This window comes from Stenotrophomonas sp. ZAC14D2_NAIMI4_7 (assembly GCF_003086675.1).
Classification (GTDB): domain Bacteria; phylum Pseudomonadota; class Gammaproteobacteria; order Xanthomonadales; family Xanthomonadaceae; genus Stenotrophomonas.
Map to the genome: position 1 here is coordinate 1,467,050 of NZ_CP025995.1, position 23,212 is coordinate 1,490,261.

Sequence of the window (23,212 nt, forward strand, 5' to 3'; positions counted from 1 at the left end):
CATGCTGCCGGCGGGTTCACTGCTGGACGCGCCGGCCGATTCGCTTGACGATCCCGAATGGGCGTCTGCCGCACGGCAGGCGCTGCAGCAGGCCGATGCGCGGCTGTACCGGCGCTTCGACCAGGGCGACAACATCGAGCGGTTGATCGCGCTGCGCGCGCGCGCGGCCGATCACCTGATCCGCCTGGCCTGGCTGCGCTGCGTGCCCGCCGACAGCGGCCTGTCCCTTTTTGCGGTAGGTGGCTACGGGCGCGGTGAACTGTTCCCGCGCTCGGACATCGACCTGCTGGTGTTCGGTGAGTCGTCCGCGCAGATGGCGCACGAAGCGGCGCTGTCGCGGCTGTTCGCCCTGCTGTGGGATTGCGGCCTGGCCGTCAGCCACGCCGTGCGTTCGGCCGTCCAGTGCCGTGAGGCCGCCGCTGACCAGACGGTGCTGACCGCCTTGATCGAGGCCCGCCCGATCCTGGCCGACGACGGTGCCCGCCGCGCGCTGCGTGCAGCGGTGGACGATCGCGAGCTGTGGCCGGCGCGGGCCTTCTTCCTGGCCAAGCTGGACGAACTGCGCGGCCGCCACGAGCGCTTCGGCGACACCGCCGACAACCTGGAGCCGGACCTGAAAGACGGCCCTGGCGGCCTGCGCGATCTGAACACGCTGGGCTGGATGGCGCTGCGCGCGTTCGGCGTGCGCGATCTGGAAGCGCTGGTGGGCCTGGGCCATCTGGGGGCCGATGAAGCCGCCGCGCTGAAGCGCGAACGTGCGGTGCTGGCGCGCCTGCGCTTCGGCCTGCACCTGGTGGCACGGCGCCCCGAAGAGCGCCTGCGCTTCGATTACCAGAAGACCCTGGCCGCGCGCCTGGGCTTCGAAGACGACGCCGAGAACCTGGGCGTCGAGAAGATGATGCAGGGCTTCTACCGCGCCGCATCGGTGGTGCGGCGTATCAGCGACCGCCTGCTGCAGCGCTTCGAGGAACAGTTCGATGGCGAAGCACAGCCGGAACCGTTGACTGTTGGTTTTTCCCTGCGCCGCGGCTACCTGGCCGCCAACGACGCCGACTGGCCGTGCGGTGATGTCGGCCAGGTGTTCGCCCTGTTTGCCGGGTGGGCCAACAACCCGCAGGTGCGTGGCCTGCATTCGTTGACCGCGCGTGCGCTGGCCGAATCGTTGCCGCTGCTGCCGGCCTACGACCAGGCCGATGCCGATGCGCGCGAACAGTTCATGGCCCTGCTGCGCGGCCAGCGGCCGGTCGAAACCCTTTCGCGCATGGCCCGGCTGGGCGTGCTCGGGCAGTGGATTCCAGCCTTCGCCCAGGTCAGCGGGCGCATGCAGTTCGATCTGTTCCATGTCTACACGGTCGACCAGCACACGTTGATGGTCCTGCGCAACATCGGCCTGTTTGCCAGCAGCCGCGCCGACGAGCGTTTTTCCATCGCCCACGAAGTGTGGCCGCGCCTGCGCAAGCCGGAGCTGCTGCTGCTGGCGGGCCTGTTCCATGACATTGCCAAGGGCCGCGGCGGCGACCATTCCGAACTGGGCGCGGTCGATGCGCGTGCGTTCTGCCATGCGCACGCGCTGAGCGGCAGCGATACCGAACTGGTGGCCTGGCTGGTGGAACAGCACCTGCGCATGTCGGTGACCGCGCAGAAACAGGACATCGCCGATCCGGTGGTGATCCATCGCTTCGCCACCCTGGTGGGCAGCCGCGACCGTCTGGATTACCTGTACCTGCTGACCTGCGCCGACATTGCCGGCACCAGCCCCAAGCTGTGGAATGCGTGGAAGGACCGGCTGCTGGCCGATCTCTACTTCGCCACCCGGCGCGCGCTGCGTGATGGCCTGGAACACCCGATGCCAGCGGCCGAGCGCGTGGCCGAAGCGCGCGACAGCGTGCGCGCGCTGGTGCGTGAGCGCGGCTACGACGATGCCACCATCGACCGCCAGTTCGCGGTGATGCCCGATGAAGGCTTCATGCGCCTGCGCCCGGAACAGCTGGCCTGGCAGGCGGCGGCGCTGGTGCCGATCAAGCAGGGCCACACCCTGGTGAAGGTGCGCCGGATCAGCGTCGATGACCCCGCGCTGGAAGTGTTCGTGCACTCGCCCGACCGCGACGGTCTGTTCGCCGCCATCGTGATGACCCTGGACCGCAAGGGCTACGGCATCCACCGCGCGCGCGTGCTGGACGGCCCGTCCGACACCATCTTCGATACCTTCGAAGTGAGCCCGGCCGACAGCTTTGCCGATGGCAGCAGCGCCAATCTTGAAGCCGCGCTGCGCGAGGCGCTGGGCGGCGATCTGACCCGCCTGCGCCCCTCGCGCCGGGCCGTGCCGCGGCAGCTGCGCCACTTCCGTTTCGCCCCGCGCATCGAGTTCCGCGACGAGCCCGGTGCCACCCGTTTCGCCCTGGTTGCCCCCGACCGCCCCGGCCTGCTGGCCGACGTGGCGTTCGTGCTGCGCAACCAGGGTCTGCGTGTGCATGACGCACGCATTGCCACCTTCGGCGAACGCGCCGAAGACACCTTCGTGATCAGTGACGAACACGACCTCCCCCTGACTGAACCTGCCCGGCAGCAGCTGCATGACGCGATGCTGGCCTGCCTGGACCCTGATCGAAACGCCGGAGACACCGCCTGATGGCCACCAAGCCCGCCAAGAAGACCGCCGCCACCGCCAAGGGCGCAGCGGCGAAGAAAACCGCTGCCGCCGCGACGGCCGCCAGGAAAACTGCTGCACCGGCGAAGAAGGCGGCGGTGAAAATGCCGGCGGCAAAGAAGCCGGCGGTGAAGAAGGCCCCGGCCAAGAGCGCCGAGGCTGCACGCGCCGAAACCATCGCCCGCAAGTCGCTGCGCAAGCCGCAGGTGCCGGGCGTGGAAGAACTGAAGTTCGGCATCGAGAGCGCCTTCGAGCGCCGCGCCACGCTGACCCTGCACGAGCTGGAAGGCTCGACCCGGCCGCTGGTGAACCGCGTGATCGACGGCCTGGAAACGGGCGAATTCCGCGTGGCCGAGCCCGACGGGCAGGGCGGCTGGAAGGTCAACGAATGGCTGAAGAAGGCCGTGCTGCTGTACTTCCGCGTGAACGACATGGCCGTGGTCGACGCGCGACCGGCGCCTTTCTGGGACAAGGTGGAATCGCGCTTTGCCGGCTATGACGAGGCGAAGTTCCGCCGCGCCGGCGTGCGCGTGGTGCCCGGTGCGATTGCCCGCCGCGGTACCTACTTCGGCAAGGACGTGGTGCTGATGCCGAGCTTCACCAACATCGGCGCCTACGTGGGCGAAGGCACCATGGTCGATACCTGGGCCACCGTGGGCTCCTGCGCGCAGATCGGCCAGCACTGCCACCTGTCCGGCGGTGCCGGCATCGGCGGCGTGCTGGAACCGCTGCAGGCCAGTCCGACCATCATCGAAGACCACTGCTTCATCGGTGCCCGTTCGGAAGTGGTGGAAGGCGTTGTCGTCGGCCACCACAGCGTGATCGGCATGGGCGTGTTCCTCAGCCAGAGCACCCGCATCTACAACCGCGCCACCGGCGAAATCACCTACGGCTACATTCCGCCGTACAGCGTGGTGGTGTCCGGTTCGCTGCCCAGCAAGGACGGCACCCACTCGCTGTACTGCGCGGTGATCGTCAAGCAGGTCGATGCCAAGACCCGCAGCAAGACCAGCGTGAACGATCTGCTGCGCGGCCTGGCCGACTGAGCGGGGCGCCTGCATGACCACCATTGTCTACGGCCTGAAGAACTGCGACACCTGCAAGAAGGCCACCAAGTGGCTGGACCGCTTCGGCGTGGCGTACACCTTCGTTGACTACCGCGACAACAAGCCCAGCCCGGAAACGCTGCTGGAATGGGCCGCGCAGCTGGGCGGCCTGGCCGCGATGGTCAACAAGTCGTCCACCACCTGGCGGCAGTTGCCGGACAACCGCAAGGCGGCCGAATCGGACGCCGAGTGGAAGCTGCTGCTGCGCGAATACCCGCAGCTGATCAAACGTCCGCTGGTGGTCACCGCCGACGGCACGGTCAGCCAGGGTTTCAGTGACAACGGCTTCAAGGCGCGCTTCGGCGTGGGCGGCGCGTGAGCGCCGTCCTGGACCTGGCCTGCGAGCTGATCGCGCGGCCGTCGGTCACCCCTGACGATGCCGGCTGCCAGGCGCTGCTGGGTGATCGCCTGGCCGCCGCCGGCTTCCACTGCGAGCATCTGCGCCTGGGCGAGGTCGACAACCTGTGGGCCACCCACGGCAGCGGCGCACCGGTGCTGGTGCTGCTGGGCCACACCGACGTGGTGCCACCGGGCCCGCGCGAGGCCTGGCAGAGCGATCCGTTCGTGCCGCAGATCCGCGACGGTGTGCTGTACGGGCGCGGCGCGGCCGACATGAAGGGCAGCGTGGCCGCGTTCGTGGTGGCCGCCGAGCAGTTCGTTGCCGCCCACCCCGACCATCCCGGCACGCTGGCCGTGCTGCTGACCAGCGATGAGGAAGGCGATGCCATCGATGGCGTGCGCCACGTCGCGCGTCTGTTCGCCGAACGCGGGCAGCGCATCGATTGGTGCATTACCGGCGAGCCGTCGTCCACCGCAACGCTGGGCGACCTGCTGCGCGTGGGTCGACGCGGCAGTCTGTCGGCGAAGCTGCAGGTGCAGGGCGTGCAGGGCCACGTGGCCTACCCGGACAAGGCGCGTAACCCGATCCACCAGGCCGCGCCGGCGCTGGCCGAACTGAGTGCGCGGCGCTGGGACGAGGGCTATGAGAGTTTCCCGCCGACCAGCCTGCAGATCTCCAACATCCACGCCGGTACCGGTGCCAACAACGTGATTCCCGGCGTGCTGGAGGTGGATTTCAACATCCGCTACAACCCGCACTGGGATGCACCGAGGCTGGAAGCGGAGATCAGCGCGCTGCTGGACCGCCACGGCCTGCAGTACAGCCTGAAGTGGCACCGCAGCGGCGAGCCGTTCTATACCCCCGAAGGTGCCCTGCGCGCCACCGCGCGTGCGGTACTGGCCGAGCACATCGGCCGGGCGCCGGAAGAAAGCACCGGTGGCGGTACGTCGGATGCACGTTTCATCGCGCCGCTGGGCGCACAATGCATCGAAGTGGGGCCGGTGAATGCCAGCATCCACCAGGTGGACGAGAACGTGCGCGTGGACGAGCTGGACGCGTTGCCTGGGCTGTACCAGCGCCTGCTGGAACGACTGCTGGCCTGATCCAGCGCCTGCACTGGCCGGTGCCCGTTGGCGGGCGCCGGCGCGGTTTCACACCCCGGTCAAGTCATCCCACGATCAAGCCGAACGCGGCCATCGCCGCAGCCGCCTGCGCATGCGAGATGCGCGCCTTGCGGAAGTGCTTGGCGTCCATCACGTTCAGGCCGCTGATATCGGTATCGCGCAGGTCGGCACCATCGAAGCGCGCCAGTCGCGCCTGCACGTTGCGCAGGCTGCCGCCCTCGAACACCGCATCGCGGAAGTCGCAGCCGGAGACATCGGCTTCGGAAAAATCATTGCCGCACAACGTCGACTTGCGGAATGACAGTCCGCGCAGGTCGGCGCTGACCAGCAGGCAATCGCGGAACGACAGCAGCCAACCACCGGCTTCCTGCAGCTGCGCGCCGGTCAGCTTGCAGCCCAGGTACTGCACCGACGACAGCGTCGAGCGCCGCCAGTGACTGTTGTTCAGATCGCAGTGTTCAAAGCGCGAATCGCTCAGCTGGGCAGAGGTGTAATCGGCACCTGCGCCACGGCAGCGGCTCCACTGCGTTTCCTCCAGCGATGCCGCCAGCCACTGCGAACCGGCCACTGCACATTGGTCGAACTGGAATCCGTCCATGTCCAGGCGGGAAAAATCGCCGTGCTCGAACGAACATTCCTCGAAGCGTGCCGCGCGCGGATGGGCGGCGACAATCGCCTGCATGCGCGCGCGGTCGATGGTTTCGCCATGGAAACGAGCCTGGGCCATGTGTACTGCCGTTGTTTCAAGCCAAAGTCCATTCTCGCCAACTCTGCGGCGCAGGGGCAGTCTTGTGATGCCGGCGTGGCTGTGTACAGCGCCGTCGTCATTCCGAAAAGTTGAACATCGGCGGTTCCACTGCACGCTGCCAGTACGACGGTGCAGCCATGTAGAAGCGCTGTGCTTCGGCACGCGCGAACCAGGCCGCGGCGGCATCGCGGTCGCGCGGTACGCCCGGTGCGCCGCGGCCCAGCAGCAGCCCGGCGAAGTACTGGCCAAAGACATGGCCGTGCTCGCCGGCCTGCTGGTACAGCTGCAGCGCCCGCGCGGGATCACGCGGCAGGCCCACGCCGCGTTCCAGCACCGCACCCAGGTCCACCTGGGCATCGGCATCGCCACGGGCGGCGCGCCGCTGCAGCTCCACAACCTGCGGGTGCGTTGTGCCGTCCTGCGTTGCCAGTGCGGCCGGCAGCCCGGACGCGCGGGACGGCAGGCGCTTGTAGACCATCTGCCGCAGGTCCCAGCGCAGCGCCTGCGCGGCGTCACCACGCTCGCGGTAGGCATGGGCCAGGTCGGAGAATGCATAGGGATTGCCATGCAGGGCGGCCGCCAGATACCAGCGCTCGCCACGTCGCCACGACGGGCGGATGGCCGGCGCGGTGACCACGTCCGGCGCCGTGCCGTGGCGCAGCGTGCCCTCGCTCCAGATCCGCCCCAGCGCTGCTTCGGCCCGGGTGTTGTTGAACGTCCATGGCTGCGCGGCGGCCGCCCGGGCATACAGGTCCAGCGCACGTGGGTCATTGCGCACCTCGAAGTACTCGGCGGCGCTGAAGGCGCTCTCGAAGCGGCCATCGGCGGCCCCGCGTTCCCAGTTCGCGGCCAGTGCGGGCGGCGTGCGCGGCGCGGGACTGCTGCATGCGGCCAGGGCCAGTGCACAGGCCAGGACGAACAGGTGGGGCAGGGGGCGTCCAATGCGGTGTGGCATTCCAGTGGTCGATCAATGGCGGGGCCGCAGTATGCCGTTGCGGCGCTGTCCGTGGCCTGCACTGGTTGCCGACGCAACTGTTGCACGGCCGCGGAAAGCGGGGTAGCTTCAAGCCCATGTCGATCCGCCCTGCCACCGCCGTCAATACCAACCGCAATAATCTGCGCACGAATAATCGTGCGCGGCCGATGCGGGACTGCGCCCTGGGTAGATAGACAGCTTCATACGCCCGGACACCAGAAAACCCGCATCGGTCGATGCGGGTTTTTTTGTGCCCGGGCGCAGCCTGCCCGGGCCTGGTTGGCCGGTCGAACACCTTCCCCCCGTGTAATCCCCCACAACAGGAGCCTCCCATGTGTTCGATCTTCGGCATCTTCGGCCTGCAGGCCGGTGACGATCTTCCCGCCCTGCGCCGCCACGCGCTGGAACTGTCGCAGCGGCAGCGCCACCGCGGCCCGGACTGGAGCGGGGTGTACCTGGACGAAGGCGCACTGCTGGTGCACGAGCGCCTGGCCATCGTCGATCCGGCCGGCGGTTCGCAGCCGCTGCTGTCGGCCGACGGGCAGCTGGCGCTGGCGGTGAACGGCGAGATCTACAACCACCAGGCGCTGAAGGCGGGCCTGACCCAGCCCTACGACTTCCAGACCGGTTCGGACTGCGAAGTGATCAACGCGCTGTACCGCCAGGGCGGCGCGCCGGCGCAGTGGCTGGAACAGATCAACGGCATCTTTGCCTTTGCCCTGTGGGATCGCGATGCCGGCCGCGTGCTGGTTGCCCGCGATCCGATCGGTGTGGTGCCGCTGTACTGGGGCCACGATGCCCAGGGCCGCTTGCGCGTGGCCTCGGAAATGAAGGCGCTGGTGGACACCTGTGCCGACGTGGCGCAGTTCCCGCCGGGCCATTACTACGACAGCGCCAGCGGCGAACTGGTCCGCTATTACCAGCAACCGTGGCGCGACTACGCCGATGTGGAAGGGCGCCAGGCCGACCTGGCCGAGCTGCGCCAGGCCTTCGAACAGGCGGTGGAACGCCAGCTGATGAGCGACGTGCCCTACGGCGTGCTGTTGTCCGGCGGCCTGGATTCGTCGCTGGTGGCGGCGGTGGCCGCACGCTTTGCCCGCCGCCGCATCGAAGATGGCGGCCAGAGCGAAGCCTGGTGGCCGCGCCTGCACTCCTTCGCCATTGGCCTGCAGGGATCGCCGGACCTGGCCGCCGCCGCGGTGGCCGCCGAAGCGCTGGGCACCGTGCACCACGGTTTCGAATACACCTTCGAAGAAGGTCTGGACGTACTGCCGGAAGTGATCCGCCACATCGAAACCTACGATGTAACCACCATCCGCGCGTCCACCCCGATGTTCCTGCTGGCACGGCGGATCAAGGCGATGGGGGTGAAGATGGTGCTGTCCGGCGAAGGCAGCGACGAGATCTTCGGCGGCTACCTGTACTTCCACAAGGCACCCGATGCGCGCGAATTCCACCAGGAACTGGTGCGCAAGCTCGATGCCCTGCACAACTACGATTGCCTGCGTGCCAACAAGTCGATGATGGCCTGGGGCGTGGAGCCACGCGTGCCATTCCTGGACCGCCAGTTCCTGGACGTGGCCATGCGCTTCGATGCCGTCCACAAGATGGTCGGCGCCGGTTTCGGCGGCCGCCGCATCGAGAAGGCGGTGCTGCGCGAGGCGTTCGATGGCTACCTGCCCGACAGCATCCTGTGGCGGCAGAAGGAGCAGTTCAGCGATGGCGTGGGTTATGGCTGGATCGACGGGCTGAAGGCACATGCCGAAGCGCAGGTGAGTGACCGCGTGCTGGCGGCCGCCGACAAGCGCTTCCCGCACAACCCGCCGCAGACCAAGGAGGCTTACTACTACCGCCACCTGTTCGAGCAGTTCTTCCCCAGCCACGCGGCCGCGGAAACCGTGCCGGGCGGCAAGTCCATTGCCTGTTCGTCGCCGGCGGCCATCGCCTGGGATGCCAGCTTCGCCGCGGCCGCCGATCCATCCGGCCGCGCCATCGCCGGCGTGCACGAACAGGCCCTGGCCTGAGCGATGACCGGCAACGCCGGGCCATGCCCGGCGCAAGCAAGTATCATCGGCCCCCTGCGCATTGGGGAATGTTCATGGACGTACAGAACGGAGGCCACGCGCCGCCGATGAAATGGGGGTGGCGCTACCTGGCCTGGGCCGGTCTTCCGCTGCTGGCCGGCCTGTTGCTGGCCCGCTATGCCGGCCCGGGCGTGCCAGTGGCGGCAGCCAAGGCCGAAGCCGTGGTCGGCGCCGACTGGGCCCATCACCTGACCTCGCCGCTGGGGCTGTTCCTGCTGCAGCTGCTGGTGCTGCTGCTGGTGGCCAAGGGCGCCGGTGCGCTGCTCAAGCGCCTGGGGCAACCGGCGGTGATTGGCGAAATGGCAGCCGGCTTGATGATGGGGCCGTTGGTGCTGGGCAGTCTGCTGCCGCAGGTCCATGGCCTGCTGTTCCCGGCCGCGTCGCTGGGGCCGCTGGGCATGCTCAGCCAGTTGGGCGTGTTGATGTTCCTGCTGGTGGCCGGTGCCGAACTGGACCTGGGCGCACTGCGCGGGCGCCGCCGGTTCGCGTTCACCGTCAGCCACGCCGGCATTGCCGTGCCGTTCGTGCTGGGCGTGCTGCTGGCGGTGTGGCTGTACCCGCAGCATGGCCCGCAGGGCGTGGGCTTCACCGCGTTCGCGCTGTTCGTGGGCGTATCGATGAGCATCACCGCCTTCCCGGTGCTGCTGCGCATCCTGGCCGACCGCGGCATCACCCACAGTCCGCTGGGGCAGACCGCCATTGCCTGCGCTGCACTGGGCGATGCTACGGCGTGGTGCCTGCTGGCATTGATCGTGGCCGCCGCGCAGGCCACTGGCTGGCTGACGGCCAGCCTGAACCTGGTCTGCGTGGTGCTGTTCGTGGCGATCATGCTGGGCGTGGTCAAGCCCTGGTTCGCCCGCCAGCAGATTGTTGCCGGGCGCGAGGGGCGCTGGCTGCTGGGCATCCTGCTGCTGGCCCTGGCCAGCGCGCTGGTGACCGAAGTGCTGGGCATCCATGCCTTGTTCGGTGCGTTCGCCGCCGGCGTGGCGGTGTCGTCCAACGAGCAGTTGCGGCACCTGCTGATGGCGCGGGTGGAACCGTTCGCGGTGACCCTGCTGCTGCCGCTGTTCTTCGCCATGACCGGCCTGCGCATGCGCGCCGATGCGCTGCAGACCCAGGACATCCTGCTGTGCCTGGTGGTGATTGCGGTGGCCACGGCGGGCAAGCTGCTGGGCACCTTCAGCGCCGCACGCAGCACCGGCATGCCCAGCCGCGAGGCGTGGCGCCTGGGCGCGCTGATGAACACCCGCGGCTTGATGGAGCTGATCGTGTTGAATCTGGGCTACGAACTGGGCCTGCTGGGCGATCGTCTGTTCGCGGTGCTGGTGATCATGGCGCTGGTGACCACCGCCATGACCGGGCCGCTGTTGAACCTGATCGAGCGCCGCCGCACCGCGCGGTAGAGCCGAGCTTGCTCGACTTCCGCAGTTGTAGAGTCGAGCCATGCTCGACTGAACCAGAACCAGCCAAGCATGGCTCGGCTCTACAACAAAGCTGTCGAGCAAGCTCGACGCTACGGTTGCCTGTCCGGCACCAGGGTCATCGTGTGCTGCGCCGGCCCGGGCAGGAACGGGGTCGGGCGGCCGTGTACCCAGTCTTCGTGGCCGGCGCCCCAGTACGGCGACAGCGGGTGTCCGCTCTGCCCGCCGGGCATGTGCACGATGCCGTCGGCTTCGTGGCCGGGCGACACCACCATGCGCTGCGATGCGCCGAAGTTCGGCCCCTGCACACGCGGCATGTCGCGGTCGCCCGGCAGCGGATCGGCCGGCATGCACAGCCAGCGCTGGGCGAAGGCGGGCAGGGCGCGTGCCACCGGCTGGCAGATCGCGGCGGTGTTGCGTTCGCCCCAGCTGCGCTGCTGCAGCGGCCCTTGCTGCGACAGGTCGGCCTCCAGTTCGCGTGCGGCCGTGGCCAGCAGGTCATCCCAGCTGGCCACGCCCGGCGGCAGCAGATTCGCCGGGCGCTGTTCCAGCATCGGCCAGACCACGCCTTCCAGCTGTGCCAGCCGTGGCGGCAGGAAGTCATCGCCCAGCTGCGCCTTGGCCGGTGCCAGCAGGGCGCCTTCCACGGCATCGAGCACCTTGCCGCGGAAGCCGCGGGTAATGCGGTAGCTGACCGAATCGACCGATGCGCGGCCATCCCAGTGCGCGTTGGCCGCGTGCAGCCGCTGCAGCGCAGGGTCGCTGCTGTTGGCGGTCACCTCCTGCAGCAGCGCCCACCAGCGCTGCAGGAATACCGCGCGATCATCCAGCTGGATGGCCAGCAGCGCGTGTTCGTCGAAGCGATCGCGCGCGACCAGCAGGTCGCGGATCTGCTGGCCCCGTGCGCCCAGGTCGTAGCCGCCATTGCCGACGGTGGCCAGCCGTTGTTCGTCGACCACCCGGCTGTTGGCGGTCCACAGCCGATGCTCAGGCGGGTCGATCAGCGCTGGAGCGGCATCGCTGCGGATGCCCCAGGGCGCGCAGTCGGACGTGTCCAGGTTGTCGTTGAATCCTTGTGGCAGGCAGCCCAGGCCGCGGTCGGGCCGCGCGCCCACCAGCCGCCAGGCGATACGCCCGCTGCGATCGGCAATGACCAGGTTCTGCGCCGGAATGCCGGCGTGGTCGGCCACCTGCAGCGCCTGCTGCAGCGTGCCAGCGCGTGCCATATCGGCGAAATCCATGCGCACCGCACCCGGCAGCTGCGCGACCCAGCGCAGCGCGTCGCCGCTGCCGTCCGCATGGGTGTGCACGATGGGCCCCCAGGCGCTTTCGCGCACCGGGAAGCGGACCGGCGCCTGCCCAGCCACGTCGATGCGCTCCTCGTGCACGGTCACGGCCGCATCGGCCGGTTCGCGGCGGAAGTCGGCCGTGTCGATGTAGCTGTTGGTGAAGCCCCAGGCCACGTGGCCGTTGCTGCCCACGATCACCGCCGGCACCCCCGGCAGCGAGAAGCCGCTGATGTCGACCCGGCCGCCAGGTGCATCGGGATCGGGATAGCGCAGCCGCACCCGGAACCACAGCGCCGGCGCGCGCAGGCCCAGGTGCATGTCGTCGGCCACGATGGCGCGGCCGTCGCGGGTCAGCGTGCCGTCCACGGCGAAGTTGTTGCTGCCCACCGCATCGGCGTCCGCCGCACCGGTGGCAGGCACGGCGGCCAGGGCGCGCAGGTCCAGCTGGGTGGCGTCAGGCAGTGTCGCGTTGCCGCGCGGTTCGCCCAGCAGCGGCGCATCCCACTGGCTGCCATCGTGGGCCAGCAGCGCGTACAGCGCCGGCGGCACCGCCGCGCGGATGCGCGCCAGCGCCAGTTCGTTCTGGTTGGCCGGGTCCTGCAGGTCGGCATACATGGCCAGCCCGGCCAGCACGCTGTCGCTGGCCTGCCAGGGCTGTGGCGCCTGGCGCAGCAGCAGGTAGGCCCACGGCCGCACCGGCAGCGCGGCCAGTCCTTCGTTCACGCCGGCCACGTAGGCCTGCACCACGGCCGGCTGGCTGCCCAGCGCCTGCGCAAGATGGGCGTCGGTGCGCGCGCGCAGGCGATGCACGCGCATGCGCTTGTCTGCCTCGATGGCCGCCGGCCCGAACAGTGCCGACAGCTCGCCGGCGGCACTGCGCCGCATCAGGTCCATTTCGAAGTAACGCTCCTGCGCGTGCATGCGGCCCAGCGCACGCATGGCGTCGGCCTGGTTGGCCGCGGTGATGGTGACCACGCCCCGCGCGTCGCGCTCCACGCTGACGGCCGCGGACAGGCCGGGCAGGGCGCGTTCGCCGTCCAGCTCGGCCAGGCTGCCGCGCAGCAGCAGCCAGATCGCCAGGCTGGCCAGTACCACCAGGGACAGCACACACCACAGCAACCGCAGCAGCCAACGACGCATGGACAGGGCCCGTGAGCAGGTGAACCCCGATTCTAGCCACAGCCGGTGACCGGCCGCATCGCGAGCGCAACTGCGACTGATTCTGATTAGATCACGGTGATTTCAGATGGGGCACCATGGGCGCCATCGATTCACAGGAGCTCCCCCCATGAAAGGCAATCCGGACGTCATCGCCTGCCTGAAGGAACTGCTGCGCGGCGAACTTGCTGCCCGCGACCAGTACTTCATCCACTCCCGCCGCTACGAGGACCAGGGCCTGTTCGCGCTGTACGAACGCCTGAACCACGAGATGGAAGAGGAAACCCAGCACGCCGATGCCCTGCTGCGCCGCATCCTGTTCCTGGGCGGCGACCCGGACATGCGCCCGCATGCCAGCGAGCCGGGCAAGACCGTGGAAGAGATGCTGCAGAAGGACCTGGACACCGAGTACGCCGTGCGCAACAACCTGGCGGCCGGCATGAAGCTGTGCGAGGAGAACGGCGATTACGTCAGCCGCGACATCCTGCTGGCACAGCTGAAGGACACCGAAGAAGACCACGCCTGGTGGCTGGAACAGCAGTTGGGCCTGATCAAGCGCATCGGCCTGGAGCTGTACCAGCTGAGCAAGATCGAAAGCGGCGGCGCCCCGGCGCATTGAGCCGCAGGTGGCGCCGGGCCATGCCCGGCACCGCCGACCACGCAACGTCGCCCGCCAGCACTGGAGCATCGCGCGCCCGCTTTCGCCAGCCAGCCGCTCCACCGCACGCCAGCCGACAAACGAAAAAGCCGGGGAATGCCCCGGCTTTTTCGTGTCTGCTGGCCGCCGGGGCGTGTCAACCAAGGTTGACACCTACCGAAGCGGTGGGCCGGGGTCGCGGGGCCGGGGTCGGATCCGTTTTCAACGAAAACGGCTCTGACCCCATGGGTTGAAGCGGGGGCCGGGGTCAGAGCCCTTTCCGTGGGAAAGGGATCCGACCCCATGGGTTGAAGCGCAGGGCCGGGGTCAGAGCCCTTTCCATGGGAAAGGGATCCGACCCCATGGGCGTCACTCCACCGACAGGCCTTCGACCTTCTGCCAGCCGCGCGGCAGCAGGTGGCCGCGGGTGGCGCGGGCGCCCAGGTAGGCTTCCAGTTCGTTGAACTTCAGGCCCATGGTGCGCTGGCCACTGCGCACCTGCAGGGTCTGCCCCGGGCTGATGGCCACCACGGCCACCACGCGTTCGGTGGCGAGCTTGGCCTTGGGGATCTCGATGATCTTGTTGCCCTTGCCCTTGTCCAGTTCCGGCAGGTCGCTGGCGGTGATCGCCAGCAGGTTGCCCGAGCTGGTGACCGCCACGATGCGGTCGGTGGCCACGTTGGCCACCACCGCCGGGGTCAGCACCGACGAACCGGCCGACAGGTTCAGCATGGCCTTGCCGGCCTTGTTGCGGCCGATCAGGTTCTCGAAGCGGGTGACGAAGCCGTAGCCGTGGGTGGACGCCAGCACGAAGCGGGTGTCCGGTTCGGCGCTGGCCAACGTGACGAAGCTGGTTCCCGGCGCCGGCGAGAAGCGGCCGGTGAGCGGTTCACCATTGCCGCGCGCCGAGGGCAGGGTATGCACCGGCGTGGAATAGGCGCGGCCTTCGCTGTCCAGGAACGCAACCTGCTGGGTGCTGCGCGCGCGTACCGCGCCCTGCAGCGCGTCGCCATCGCGGTAGGACAGGGCGGACGCATCGACGTCGTGGCCCTTGGCGGCACGGATCCAGCCCTTCTCCGACAGCACCACGGTCATCGGCTCGCTGGGCACCAGCTCGGTTTCATCGATCGCCTGCGCGGCCTGGCGCTGCACCAGCGGTGAACGGCGTGCATCGCCGAACTTCTTGGCATCGGCCTGCAGCTCGTCGCGGATCAGCTTCTTCAGCTTGGCCTTGCTGTCCAGGATGCCCAGGATCTTCTCGCGTTCCTTGGCCAGCTCGTCCTGCTCGCCACGGATCTTCATTTCTTCCAGGCGGGCCAGCTGCTTCAGCTTGGTTTCCAGGATGTACTCGGCCTGGTCTTCGGACAGGCCGAAGCGCGCGATCAGCGCCGCCTTCGGTTCGTCCTCGGTACGGATGATGTGGATCACCTCGTCCAGGTTCAGGAATGCCACCAGCAGGCCTTCCAACAGGTGCAGGCGGCGCTCGACCTTCTGCAGCCGGTGCTGCAGGCGGCGGGTGACGGTGCTGCTGCGGAAGGCCAGCCACTCGCTCAGCAGGGTCTTCAGGTTCTTCACCTGCGGACGCCCGTCCAGCCCGATCACGTTGAGGTTGACGCGGTAGCTGCGCTCCAGGTCCGTGGTCGCGAACAGGTGGCCCATCAGCTGGTCGGCGTCCACGCGGTTGGAACGCGGAACCAGCACCACCCGCACCGGGTTGGCGTGGTCGGATTCATCGCGGATGTCTTCCAGCCACGGCAGCTTCTTGGCGCGCATCTGCGCGGCGATCTGTTCGATCACCTTCGACGGCGACACCTGGAACGGCAGCGCGGTGACCACGATGTTGTTGGCTTCCTTGGTGAAGGTCGCACGCGCACGCACGCTGCCGTTGCCGGTTTCGTACATGTTCCGCAGGTCGTTGGCCGCGGTGATGATCTCGGCGTTGGACGGATAGTCCGGGCCCTTCACGTGTTCGCACAGGTCGCGCACGCTGGCGTCGGGATCGTCCAGCAGGTGCAGCAGGGCGCTGACGATCTCGTTGAGGTTGTGCGGCGGCACGTCGGTGGCCATGCCCACGGCAATGCCGGTGGTGCCGTTCAGCAGCAGGTGCGGCAGCCGCGCCGGCATCCAGGTCGGTTCCTGCAGGGTGCCGTCGAAGTTCGGCGCCCAGTCGGTGGTGCCCTGGCCCAGCTCGCCCAGCAGCACTTCGGCGATCGGGGTCAGCTTGGATTCGGTGTAACGCATGGCCGCGAACGACTTCGGGTCGTCGCTGGAACCGAAGTTGCCCTGGCCTTCGATCAGCGGGTAGCGGTACGAGAACGGCTGGGCCATCAGCACCAGTGCTTCGTAGCAGGCGCTGTCGCCGTGCGGGTGGTACTTACCGATGACGTCACCGACAGTACGCGCGGACTTCTTCGGCTTGGACGCGGCGTTCAGGCCCAGCTCGCTCATCGAATAGATGATGCGGCGCTGCACCGGCTTCAGGCCGTCACCGATGAACGGCAGGGCGCGGTCCAGGACCACGTACATGGAGTAGTCGAGGTAAGCGCGTTCGGCGTACTCGCGCAGCGGCAGTTGTTCGAAACCGTGGAACACGGGGCGGGCAAGTTCGGTCATGCGGCGTTGTTACCTATGTCGGGAGGCGAAGACGGCGGTCGGCGCTCTCAATACGCTGATTATCCGGATGCGGCGGGGGATGCCAAGCCGCGCGCGGGGTCCAGGGTCGATTCCAGGCCGTTGCCGACCCGCGCCAGGTAGCGCCCGGGGGGCAGGCCGAAGTGGCGGCGGAACACGGTGACGAAGGCGCTGGCGCTGCTGAAGCCCAGTGCGTGGGCGATGTCGGCCACGCTGTGGCCCTCGCTCAGCCGGCGCAGGGCCTCGGCCAGGCGCGCCTGCTGCCGCCACTGGGCGAAGCTGAGGGTGGTCTCGTCGCGGAAGTGCCGGGTCAGGCTGCGCGGCGACAGCCCGGCCCAGTGCGCCCAATCGGCCAGGCTGCGCTCGTCGGACGGTTCGGCCAGCAGCTGCGAGGCGATCTTCAGCAGGCGCCGGTCGCGCGGCATGGGCAGGTGCATGCGCTGGCGCGGCGCGTTGCGGATCTCGTCCAGCATCACTTGGATGATGTGGCGGCGGTCCTCGCTGCCTTCGTATTCCAGCGGCCACTCACAGATGCGCTCGGCCACCGCCTGCGCCAGCCGTGACAAGCCCAGCACGCACGGGTCGGCGGGCAGGTCGCTGCACAGGGGCGCGGCCAGGGCCATGCCCCAGCCGCGCATCGGCCCGTCCAGGCTGACCGTGTGGGCTTCCAGCGGCGGCATCCAGCCGGCCGAACCCGGCGCCAGTGACCAGGTGCCGTGCGAGGTGCGGGTGGTCAGCAGGCCGCGTTCCACGCAGATCAGCTGCGCCCGCGCATGGTGGTGCCAGTCCACTTCACGGGCCAAGCCCTGCGGGCTGTCGAAGCGGAAGGCGATGATCGGCGGGCCATCGTTGCGCTCGAACCAGTCCAGCGCGACCTCGCGCAGCAAGGTGGGCGGGCCGGGTTCACCGGCGTTCACGCGCGCCGGGGGTGGCTGGAATGTGACATTCATTGGCTGGATTGTACTACCGGGCCAGTGCAGGGGCCCATTAAGGTGTGCGCCTTCATCGAATCCAGCCCATTGCTGCAACACAGCATTTGATGCCAGATCGAATATTTCCATTGAGAAATATTTTTTTTGGAAGAAAATGCTCTCCCATGATCTGTCCTCCCTCGACCCCGGCCGGCTTCGGCCCCCCCAGCTTTGGCCTGCTGCTGCGCCAGGTGCGCGACGGCCTGGTCCGCCAGCTCGATGCGTCCATGGCCGAAGAAGACCTCGGCATCGGCTTCACCCATTACATCGGCCTGAAGCTGCTGGCGCGCATGGCCCCGTGCACGGCCAACGAACTGGCCCAGGCCATCGACCAGGTGCCCAGCGCGGTGACCCGCCTGCTGGACAAGCTGGAAGCCCTGGGTTGCGTGCGCCGCGAGCCGCACGCGCAGGACCGCCGGGCGCTGCAGATCGTGCTGACCGATGAAGGCCGCGCCCTGTGGGCACGGCTGCAGAAGCGCGGCGACGCGGTGATGGATTTCGCCCTGCGCGATCTGTCCGCCGACGAACGCGCGCTGTTGTTGTCCCTCCTGACCCGTATCCGCGATTCCCTGACGAACCCATGAACCCGACCCCGTCCCTTACTCTCCGCCGGCCCGGGCGCGCGCTGCTGGTATCTGCGCTGGCCCTGGCCCTGGCCGCCTGCGCCAGCAGCCGCGGCCTGACCCCGCAGGGCCACGTCCTGGACGTGGACAGCCTGCACAGCGAACGCACCCTGGCCGACAGCGACCTGAGCGCGGCCGGCTTCCCCGCCCAGGACTGGTGGAAAGCCTTCGGTGACGCGCAGCTGGATGCGCTGATTGCCGAAGGGCTGGCCAGCCACCCCAGCCTGGACGCGGCCGACGCGCGCCTGCGCCAGGCCCAGTCGCAGGCCGGCACCGCACGTGCTGATCGCCTGCCCAGTCTGTCGGTGTCCGGTGGCTACACCGGCGTGCGCCTGCCCGAATCGATGGTGGGCGATGAAGTGGGTGGCCATTACGCCGGCAGCGGCCAGGTCGCCTTCGATTTCAGCTACGGCATCGACCTGTGGGGCGGCAAGCGCGCCGCCTGGGAAGCGGCCGTGGATGGCGCACACGCAGCCACCGTGGACGCGCAGGCCGCACGCCTGAACCTGTCCACCGGCATTGCCCAGGCCTACGCCGAACTGGCCTATGCGTGGCAGCTCAACGATGTGGCCGAGGAAGAACTGGCGCGTTCGCAGAAGTCGCTGGAGCTGACCCGCCAGCGCCGCCGCGCCGGCATCGACAGCGACCTGCAGGTGCGCCAGGCCGAGGCCCGCGTACCGGCCGCGCAGCAGCAGCTGCAGGCCGCCCAGCAGCGCATCGACGCCGGCCGCACCGCACTGGCCGCGCTGGTCGGCAAGGGCCCGGACCGTGGCCTGTCGATTGAACGCCCGCAGCCGCTGAACCCGCTCGCCCTGCAGTTGCCGGGCGTGCTGCCCAGCGAGCTGCTGGGCCGTCGCCCGGACATCGTCGCCGCGCGCTGGCGCGTGGAAGCGGCCGACAAGCAGATCAAGGTGGCCAAGACCAAGTTCTACCCGAGCTTCAACCTGACCGCGCTGGCCGGCGTGGTGGCGCCGAACGTGGGTGACCTGCTGCAGAGCAGTTCCACCTTCGCCTACATCGGCCCGGCGCTGAGCATGCCGATCTTCGAAGGCGGCAAGCTGCGCGCGAACCTGGCCAACACCGATGCGCAGTACGACCTGGCCGTGGCCAACTACAACCAGGCCGTGCTGGATGCGCTGCGCGACGTGGCCGACCAGGTCAACGCGGTGCGCTCGCTGGGCCAGCAGGCGCAGTCGCAGCAGCAGGCGGTGGATACCGCCCGTGCCGCCTTCGATATCGCCCAGCAGCGCTACCGCGCCGGCATCGGCAGCTACCTGGACGTGCTGAGCGCGCAGTCCACCCTGCTGCAGTCGCAGCAGCAGCTGGCCGGCCTGCAGTCGCAGCAGGTGCAGACCTCGGTGCGCCTGAGCAAGGCGCTGGGTGGTGGTTTCCAGCCCAGCGACGCCGACCGCGCACCGGTCGCCTCCCATTCCGATTCCTCGCATTCCTGAAGATTCCTGCCATGAGCCAGACCCAGACTCCTGCGGCACCCGCCGCCCCCAACCGCCGCGGCAACCTGCTGCGCGGCCTGTTCGTGATCGTCGTGCTGCTGCTTGCGGCACTGGCGCTGTGGTACTTCATGTTCGGCCGCTGGTTCGAAGAAACCGACGACGCCTACGTGCAGGGCAACCTGGTGCAGATCACCCCGCTGGTGCCCGGCACCGTGGTCGCCATCAATGCCGATGACGGCATGCGCGTGGAGCGCGGCCAGCTGCTGGTGCAGCTGGACCCGGCCGACACCTCGGTGGCGCTGCAGCAGGCCGAAGCCAACCTGGCCAAGACCGTGCGCCAGACCCGTGGCCTGTACCGCAGCGTGGAAGGCGCCCAGGCGGACTTGAACGCCCGCCAGGTGACCCTGAAGCGCGTGCGCGAAGACTTCGCCCGCCGCAAGGACCTGGCCGCCACCGGCGCCATTTCCAACGAAGAACTGGCCCACGCCCGCGACGAGCTGGCCGCCGCCGAAGCGGCCGTGGCCGGTTCGCGCGAGACCGTCGAGCGCAACCGCGCGCTGGTCGATGACACCGTGATCGCTACCCAGCCGGACGTGCAGGCCGCCGCCGCACAGCTGCGCCAGGCCTTCCTCAACAACGCCCGCGCCGGCATCGTTGCGCCGGTGACCGGCTACGTTGCCCGTCGTTCGGTGCAGGTGGGCCAGCGCGTGCAGCCGGGCAATGCCCTGATGGCCGTGGTGCCGACCGAACAGATGTGGGTGGAAGCGAACTTCAAGGAAACCCAGCTGCGCCACATGCGCCTGGGCCAGGAAGTGGAGCTGAAGTCGGACCTGTACGCCGGTGATGTGAAGTACACCGGCCGCATCCAGAGCCTGGGCCTGGGCACCGGTTCGGCGTTCTCGCTGCTGCCGGCGCAGAACGCCAGCGGCAACTGGATCAAGATCGTGCAGCGCGTGCCGGTGCGCATTGCCATCGATGCCAAGCAGCTGGCCGAACACCCGCTGCGCATCGGCCTGTCGATGAAGGCCGAAGTGAGCCTGCGCGACCAGAAGGGTGAAGTGCTGCCGACCGCTGCCGCCAAGGGCACCGTGTTCGACACCGATGTGTATGCCAAGCAGTTGCACGATGCCGACGAGGTGATCCACACGATCATCCAGGGCAACCTGCCGCAGCAGGCCAAGGCGAGCTGAGGTCGGCCATGTCCGCACAAGCTCCAGCCGCGCCCGGAACGCCGGGCGCACCGGCGGCGCCGGGTGCGGCCGCCGGATTCCTGCCGCCCAGCGTGGCCCTGTGCACCGTGGGCCTGGCGATGGCCTCGTTCATGCAGGTGCTCGACACCACCATCGCCAACGTCTCGCTGCCCACCATCGCCGGTAACCTCGGCGCCAGTTCGCAGCAGGCTACCTGGGTCATCACCTCGTTCGCGGTCAGCACGGCCATCGCGCTGCCGCTGACCGGTTGGCTCAGCCGCCGCTTCGGTGAGCGCAAGCTGTTCATCTGGGCCACGCTGGCTTTCGTCATCACTTCGCTGCTGTGCGGCCTGGCGCAGAGCATGGGCATGCTGGTGGTATCGCGTGCCCTGCAGGGTTTCGTGGCCGGCCCGATGTACCCGATCACCCAGTCGCTGCTGGTGTCGATCTATCCACGCGAGAAACGTGGGCAGGCGCTTGCCCTGCTGGCGATGATCACCGTGGTGGCGCCGATCTGCGGCCCGATCCTGGGCGGCTGGATCACCGACAACTACAGCTGGGAGTGGATCTTCCTGATCAACGTGCCGCTGGGTATCTTCGCTGCGCTGGTGGTGGGCAACCAGTTGAAGGGCCGCCCGGAGCAGATTGAAAAGCCGAAGATGGACTACGTCGGCCTGGTCACCCTGGTGATCGGTGTAGGCGCGCTGCAGCTGGTGCTGGATCTGGGCAACGACGAAGACTGGTTCGCGTCGACCAAGATCGTGGTGCTGGCCTGCGTGGCGGTGGTGGCGTTGGCGGTGTTCCTGATCTGGGAACTGACCGACAAGGACCCGATCGTCGACCTGAAGCTGTTCCGGCACCGCAACTTTCGTGCCGGTACGCTGGCGATGGTGGTGGCCTATGCGGCGTTCTTCAGCGTGTCGCTGCTGATCCCGCAATGGCTGCAGCGTGACATGGGCTATACCGCCATCTGGGCGGGCCTGGCCACGGCGCCGATCGGCATCCTGCCGGTGATCATGACCCCGTTCGTTGGCAAGTACGCCTCGCGCTTCGACATGCGGATGATTGCTTCGTTTGCGTTCGTGTTCCTGTCCTTCACCAGCTTCATGCGCTCGGACTTCAACCTGCAGGTGGACTACGCACACGTGGCTGGCGTGCAGTTGATCATGGGTATTGGCGTGGCGCTGTTCTTCATGCCGGTGCTGCAGATCCTGCTGTCGGACCTGGACGGTCGCGAGATCGCGGCGGGCTCGGGCCTGGCCACGTTCCTGCGTACGCTGGGTGGCAGTTTCGCCGCATCGTTGACCACGTGGTTGTGGGCGCGGCGTACCCAGGTGCACCACGCCGACTTGACCGAACACATCTCGGCCTACCAGCCGGGCATGCAGGACCAGGTGACCGCGATGGGGCAGGGCGACCTGCAGCATGGCGCCGCAGTGCTCAACAACATGATCAACCACCAGGCCTCGCAGATGGCGTTCAACGACATCTTCTACCTGCTGGGCTGGACCTTCCTGGCGATCATCGCGTTCCTGTGGCTGGCCAAGCCGCCGTTCGGTGCCGGTGCCGGTGCCGCGTCTGCCGGCGGGCATTGATCGATCATTGCCGTTGAAATGCAGAAACCCCGCCGCAAGGCGGGGTTTTTGTCTGGTAGATCCACGCCATGCGTGGATGAATCCTGGGGCCGTGCAATCTGCAAACCCCGGAAACGAAAAAACCCGCTTTCGCGGGTTTGATCATCTTGAGTCATGGTGCCCAGGAGAGGACTCGAACCTCCACGGTTTTACCCGCTAGTACCTGAAACTAGTGCGTCTACCAATTCCGCCACCTGGGCGACTCAGGAGAGAAATTGTGCGGTAAGCACGCCGATGTGTCAACACAATTTCACACTTATTTTTCAGTGCGAACGCCCAGGTGCTGCAGCAGGCTGCGCATCGGTGCCGACAGTGCCTGCGCGTCGGCAATGCACGCGCAGAGGCGGCGCTGTGCCCAGCCATCTTCCAGTGGAACGGCAACGGTGCCGGTGCTGCGCCGGTGCTGCCGGGCCAGCGTGCGCGGCATGATGCCCACGCCGATGCCGTGGCCGACCATCGTGCACAGGCCCTCGAAGGTTTTCATGCGGATGCGCACATCCAGCACGCGACCGGCGGCAGCGGCCAGTTCTTCGATGTAGGTCTGCAGGGCATTGCCGTCGGCCAGCGCGACGAAGGTTTCACCCAGCACATCGGCGAAGGACACGCTGCGGCGCTGGGCGAAGCGATGGTGACCGGGCAGCAGCATCACCAGCGGATCTTCGGCCACCACGTGGCGCTGCAGCCCCTCGGCCGGCACGGCGTCGCTGATGATGCCGGCCTCGGCCTGGCCCGCGCGCAGTGCGCGCACCACTTCGTTGCTGGTGCGCTCGTGCAGTTCCACCCGCAGCCGTGGCCGCTGGGCCAGCCACGGTGCCAGGCGCGACGGCAGGTAGTTGGTCAGCGCAGCGGTGTTGGCATACAGGTGCAGGGTGCCGCGCGCGCCCTGTGCAAATGCCTGCAGCTCGCCGCGCAGCTGCGTCTGCTGCTGCACGATCAGCCGCGCGTGGTGGGCGAGGGCGGCACCGGCTTCGGTCAGGCTCACCCCGCGCGGGTGCCGGTCCAGCAGCGTGCTGCCGGCATCGGCTTCGATGGCGCGCAGGCGCTCGCTGGCAGACGCCAGCGCCAGGTTGGCCTGCGCCGCACCGGCGGTGATGCTGCCAGCGTCGGCAACGGCCAGGAACAGGCGCAGATCGGCAATGTCCAGTCGCATGGGAATGACCTCGGCGCGGCGGCTGCCTTCGG

The 23,212-nt window shown here is 68.4% G+C and carries 17 protein-coding genes and 1 tRNA gene; 11 read left to right on the forward strand and 7 right to left on the reverse strand.

Annotated elements, in window-relative coordinates; genetic code table 11:
• The first annotated feature begins 1 nt into the window (after window position 1).
• The 4 genes from C1922_RS06805 to dapE are packed head-to-tail and all read left to right on the forward strand — an operon-like array spanning window position 2 to window position 5,196.
• Window positions 2-2,629: a [protein-PII] uridylyltransferase gene (locus tag C1922_RS06805; protein ID WP_108749072.1), complete on the forward strand. Its 2,628-nt coding sequence runs from the start codon at window positions 2-4 to the stop codon at window positions 2,627-2,629.
• Window positions 2,629-3,693 (forward strand): 2,3,4,5-tetrahydropyridine-2,6-dicarboxylate N-succinyltransferase, encoded by a 1,065-nt coding sequence (gene dapD, locus C1922_RS06810; RefSeq protein WP_108749073.1) that lies wholly within the window; start codon window positions 2,629-2,631, stop codon window positions 3,691-3,693. Before C1922_RS06805 ends, dapD begins: the two co-directional genes overlap by 1 nt.
• A gap of 13 nt (window positions 3,694-3,706) precedes the next feature.
• Complete coding sequence (locus C1922_RS06815; RefSeq protein ID WP_108749074.1) at window positions 3,707-4,072, forward strand: arsenate reductase; 366 nt, start codon at window positions 3,707-3,709, stop codon at window positions 4,070-4,072.
• Window positions 4,069-5,196, forward strand: coding sequence for a succinyl-diaminopimelate desuccinylase (gene dapE, locus C1922_RS06820; RefSeq protein WP_108749075.1), 1,128 nt, complete (start codon window positions 4,069-4,071; stop codon window positions 5,194-5,196). Before C1922_RS06815 ends, dapE begins: the two co-directional genes overlap by 4 nt.
• A gap of 64 nt (window positions 5,197-5,260) precedes the next feature.
• On the opposite strand, the gene C1922_RS06825 is transcribed toward dapE, so the two are convergent.
• Window positions 5,261-5,944 carry a pentapeptide repeat-containing protein gene (locus C1922_RS06825; RefSeq protein ID WP_108749076.1) on the reverse strand — a complete coding sequence of 228 codons (684 nt, stop codon included), beginning with the start codon at window positions 5,942-5,944 and terminating at the stop codon, window positions 5,261-5,263.
• Window positions 5,945-6,041: 97 nt separating this feature from the next.
• The gene (locus tag C1922_RS06830) at window positions 6,042-6,920 is read right to left on the reverse strand and encodes a tetratricopeptide repeat protein (protein WP_108749077.1); all 879 of its coding nucleotides are present in this window, start codon (window positions 6,918-6,920) and stop codon (window positions 6,042-6,044) included.
• Window positions 6,921-7,273: 353 nt separating this feature from the next.
• Between C1922_RS06830 and asnB the strand changes: the two genes are divergently transcribed.
• Both asnB and C1922_RS06840 read left to right on the forward strand, forming a co-directional pair.
• The gene (gene asnB / locus C1922_RS06835) at window positions 7,274-8,965 is read left to right on the forward strand and encodes an asparagine synthase B (protein ID WP_108749078.1); all 1,692 of its coding nucleotides are present in this window, start codon (window positions 7,274-7,276) and stop codon (window positions 8,963-8,965) included.
• Between the two features lie 68 nt (window positions 8,966-9,033).
• Window positions 9,034-10,428, forward strand: a complete 1,395-nt coding sequence (locus C1922_RS06840; RefSeq protein ID WP_108749079.1) for a cation:proton antiporter — start codon at window positions 9,034-9,036, stop codon at window positions 10,426-10,428.
• A gap of 110 nt (window positions 10,429-10,538) precedes the next feature.
• On the opposite strand, the gene C1922_RS06845 is transcribed toward C1922_RS06840, so the two are convergent.
• Complete coding sequence (locus tag C1922_RS06845) at window positions 10,539-12,875, reverse strand: penicillin acylase family protein (protein ID WP_108749080.1); 2,337 nt, start codon at window positions 12,873-12,875, stop codon at window positions 10,539-10,541.
• A gap of 148 nt (window positions 12,876-13,023) precedes the next feature.
• Here C1922_RS06845 and bfr point away from each other — a divergent pair, with 148 nt between their 5' ends.
• A complete protein-coding gene (gene bfr, locus C1922_RS06850; protein WP_108749081.1) occupies window positions 13,024-13,512 on the forward strand; it encodes a bacterioferritin in 489 nt (162 codons plus the stop codon).
• Between the two features lie 387 nt (window positions 13,513-13,899).
• Here the strand turns inward: bfr and parC are convergent, their stop codons facing one another.
• Together parC and C1922_RS06860 are read right to left on the reverse strand one after the other, a co-directional pair.
• Window positions 13,900-16,143 carry a DNA topoisomerase IV subunit A gene (gene parC, locus C1922_RS06855; RefSeq protein WP_108749082.1) on the reverse strand — a complete coding sequence of 748 codons (2,244 nt, stop codon included), beginning with the start codon at window positions 16,141-16,143 and terminating at the stop codon, window positions 13,900-13,902.
• A 59-nt stretch (window positions 16,144-16,202) separates the two neighbouring features.
• The gene (locus C1922_RS06860; RefSeq protein WP_108749083.1) at window positions 16,203-17,111 is read right to left on the reverse strand and encodes a helix-turn-helix transcriptional regulator; all 909 of its coding nucleotides are present in this window, start codon (window positions 17,109-17,111) and stop codon (window positions 16,203-16,205) included.
• 146 nt (window positions 17,112-17,257) lie between these two features.
• Between C1922_RS06860 and C1922_RS06865 the strand changes: the two genes are divergently transcribed.
• Genes C1922_RS06865 through emrB form a run of 4 tightly spaced genes read left to right on the forward strand, consistent with a single transcriptional unit; the run spans window position 17,258 to window position 21,991 of the window.
• Window positions 17,258-17,716 (forward strand): MarR family transcriptional regulator, encoded by a 459-nt coding sequence (locus C1922_RS06865; protein ID WP_108749084.1) that lies wholly within the window; start codon window positions 17,258-17,260, stop codon window positions 17,714-17,716.
• The gene (gene emrC, locus C1922_RS06870; RefSeq protein ID WP_108749085.1) at window positions 17,713-19,206 is read left to right on the forward strand and encodes a multidrug efflux transporter outer membrane subunit EmrC; all 1,494 of its coding nucleotides are present in this window, start codon (window positions 17,713-17,715) and stop codon (window positions 19,204-19,206) included. The genes C1922_RS06865 and emrC overlap by 4 nt, the downstream gene beginning before the upstream one ends.
• Window positions 19,207-19,217: 11 nt before the next feature.
• Window positions 19,218-20,396: a multidrug efflux MFS transporter periplasmic adaptor subunit EmrA gene (gene emrA / locus C1922_RS06875; RefSeq protein WP_108749086.1), complete on the forward strand. Its 1,179-nt coding sequence runs from the start codon at window positions 19,218-19,220 to the stop codon at window positions 20,394-20,396.
• Window positions 20,397-20,404: 8 nt separating this feature from the next.
• Complete coding sequence (emrB, locus tag C1922_RS06880; protein WP_108749087.1) at window positions 20,405-21,991, forward strand: multidrug efflux MFS transporter permease subunit EmrB; 1,587 nt, start codon at window positions 20,405-20,407, stop codon at window positions 21,989-21,991.
• A 154-nt stretch (window positions 21,992-22,145) separates the two neighbouring features.
• Here the strand turns inward: emrB and C1922_RS06885 are convergent.
• Window positions 22,146-22,230 (reverse strand) — tRNA-Leu (locus tag C1922_RS06885).
• A gap of 56 nt (window positions 22,231-22,286) precedes the next feature.
• Window positions 22,287-23,180 carry a LysR family transcriptional regulator gene (locus C1922_RS06890; protein ID WP_108749088.1) on the reverse strand — a complete coding sequence of 298 codons (894 nt, stop codon included), beginning with the start codon at window positions 23,178-23,180 and terminating at the stop codon, window positions 22,287-22,289.
• Window positions 23,181-23,212: the final 32 nt, after the last annotated feature.

Excerpts from the sequence above, each read along its gene's own strand:
- C1922_RS06805 (WP_108749072.1), top strand. The coding sequence starts at position 2 with ATGCTGCCGGCGGGTTCACTGCTGGACGCGCCGGCCGATTCGCTTGAC.
- emrC (WP_108749085.1), top strand. The coding sequence starts at position 17,713 with ATGAACCCGACCCCGTCCCTTACTCTCCGCCGGCCCGGGCGCGCGCTG.
- dapD (WP_108749073.1), top strand. The coding sequence starts at position 2,629 with ATGGCCACCAAGCCCGCCAAGAAGACCGCCGCCACCGCCAAGGGCGCA.
- emrA (WP_108749086.1), top strand. The coding sequence starts at position 19,218 with ATGAGCCAGACCCAGACTCCTGCGGCACCCGCCGCCCCCAACCGCCGC.
- emrB (WP_108749087.1), top strand. The coding sequence starts at position 20,405 with ATGTCCGCACAAGCTCCAGCCGCGCCCGGAACGCCGGGCGCACCGGCG.
- C1922_RS06825 (WP_108749076.1), bottom strand. The coding sequence starts at position 5,944 with ATGGCCCAGGCTCGTTTCCATGGCGAAACCATCGACCGCGCGCGCATG.
- parC (WP_108749082.1), bottom strand. The coding sequence starts at position 16,143 with ATGACCGAACTTGCCCGCCCCGTGTTCCACGGTTTCGAACAACTGCCG.
- C1922_RS06830 (WP_108749077.1), bottom strand. The coding sequence starts at position 6,920 with ATGCCACACCGCATTGGACGCCCCCTGCCCCACCTGTTCGTCCTGGCC.
- C1922_RS06865 (WP_108749084.1), top strand. The coding sequence starts at position 17,258 with ATGATCTGTCCTCCCTCGACCCCGGCCGGCTTCGGCCCCCCCAGCTTT.
- C1922_RS06815 (WP_108749074.1), top strand. The coding sequence starts at position 3,707 with ATGACCACCATTGTCTACGGCCTGAAGAACTGCGACACCTGCAAGAAG.
- asnB (WP_108749078.1), top strand. The coding sequence starts at position 7,274 with ATGTGTTCGATCTTCGGCATCTTCGGCCTGCAGGCCGGTGACGATCTT.
- C1922_RS06840 (WP_108749079.1), top strand. The coding sequence starts at position 9,034 with ATGTTCATGGACGTACAGAACGGAGGCCACGCGCCGCCGATGAAATGG.
- C1922_RS06860 (WP_108749083.1), bottom strand. The coding sequence starts at position 17,111 with ATGAATGTCACATTCCAGCCACCCCCGGCGCGCGTGAACGCCGGTGAA.
- bfr (WP_108749081.1), top strand. The coding sequence starts at position 13,024 with ATGAAAGGCAATCCGGACGTCATCGCCTGCCTGAAGGAACTGCTGCGC.
- C1922_RS06845 (WP_108749080.1), bottom strand. The coding sequence starts at position 12,875 with ATGCGTCGTTGGCTGCTGCGGTTGCTGTGGTGTGTGCTGTCCCTGGTG.
- C1922_RS06890 (WP_108749088.1), bottom strand. The coding sequence starts at position 23,180 with ATGCGACTGGACATTGCCGATCTGCGCCTGTTCCTGGCCGTTGCCGAC.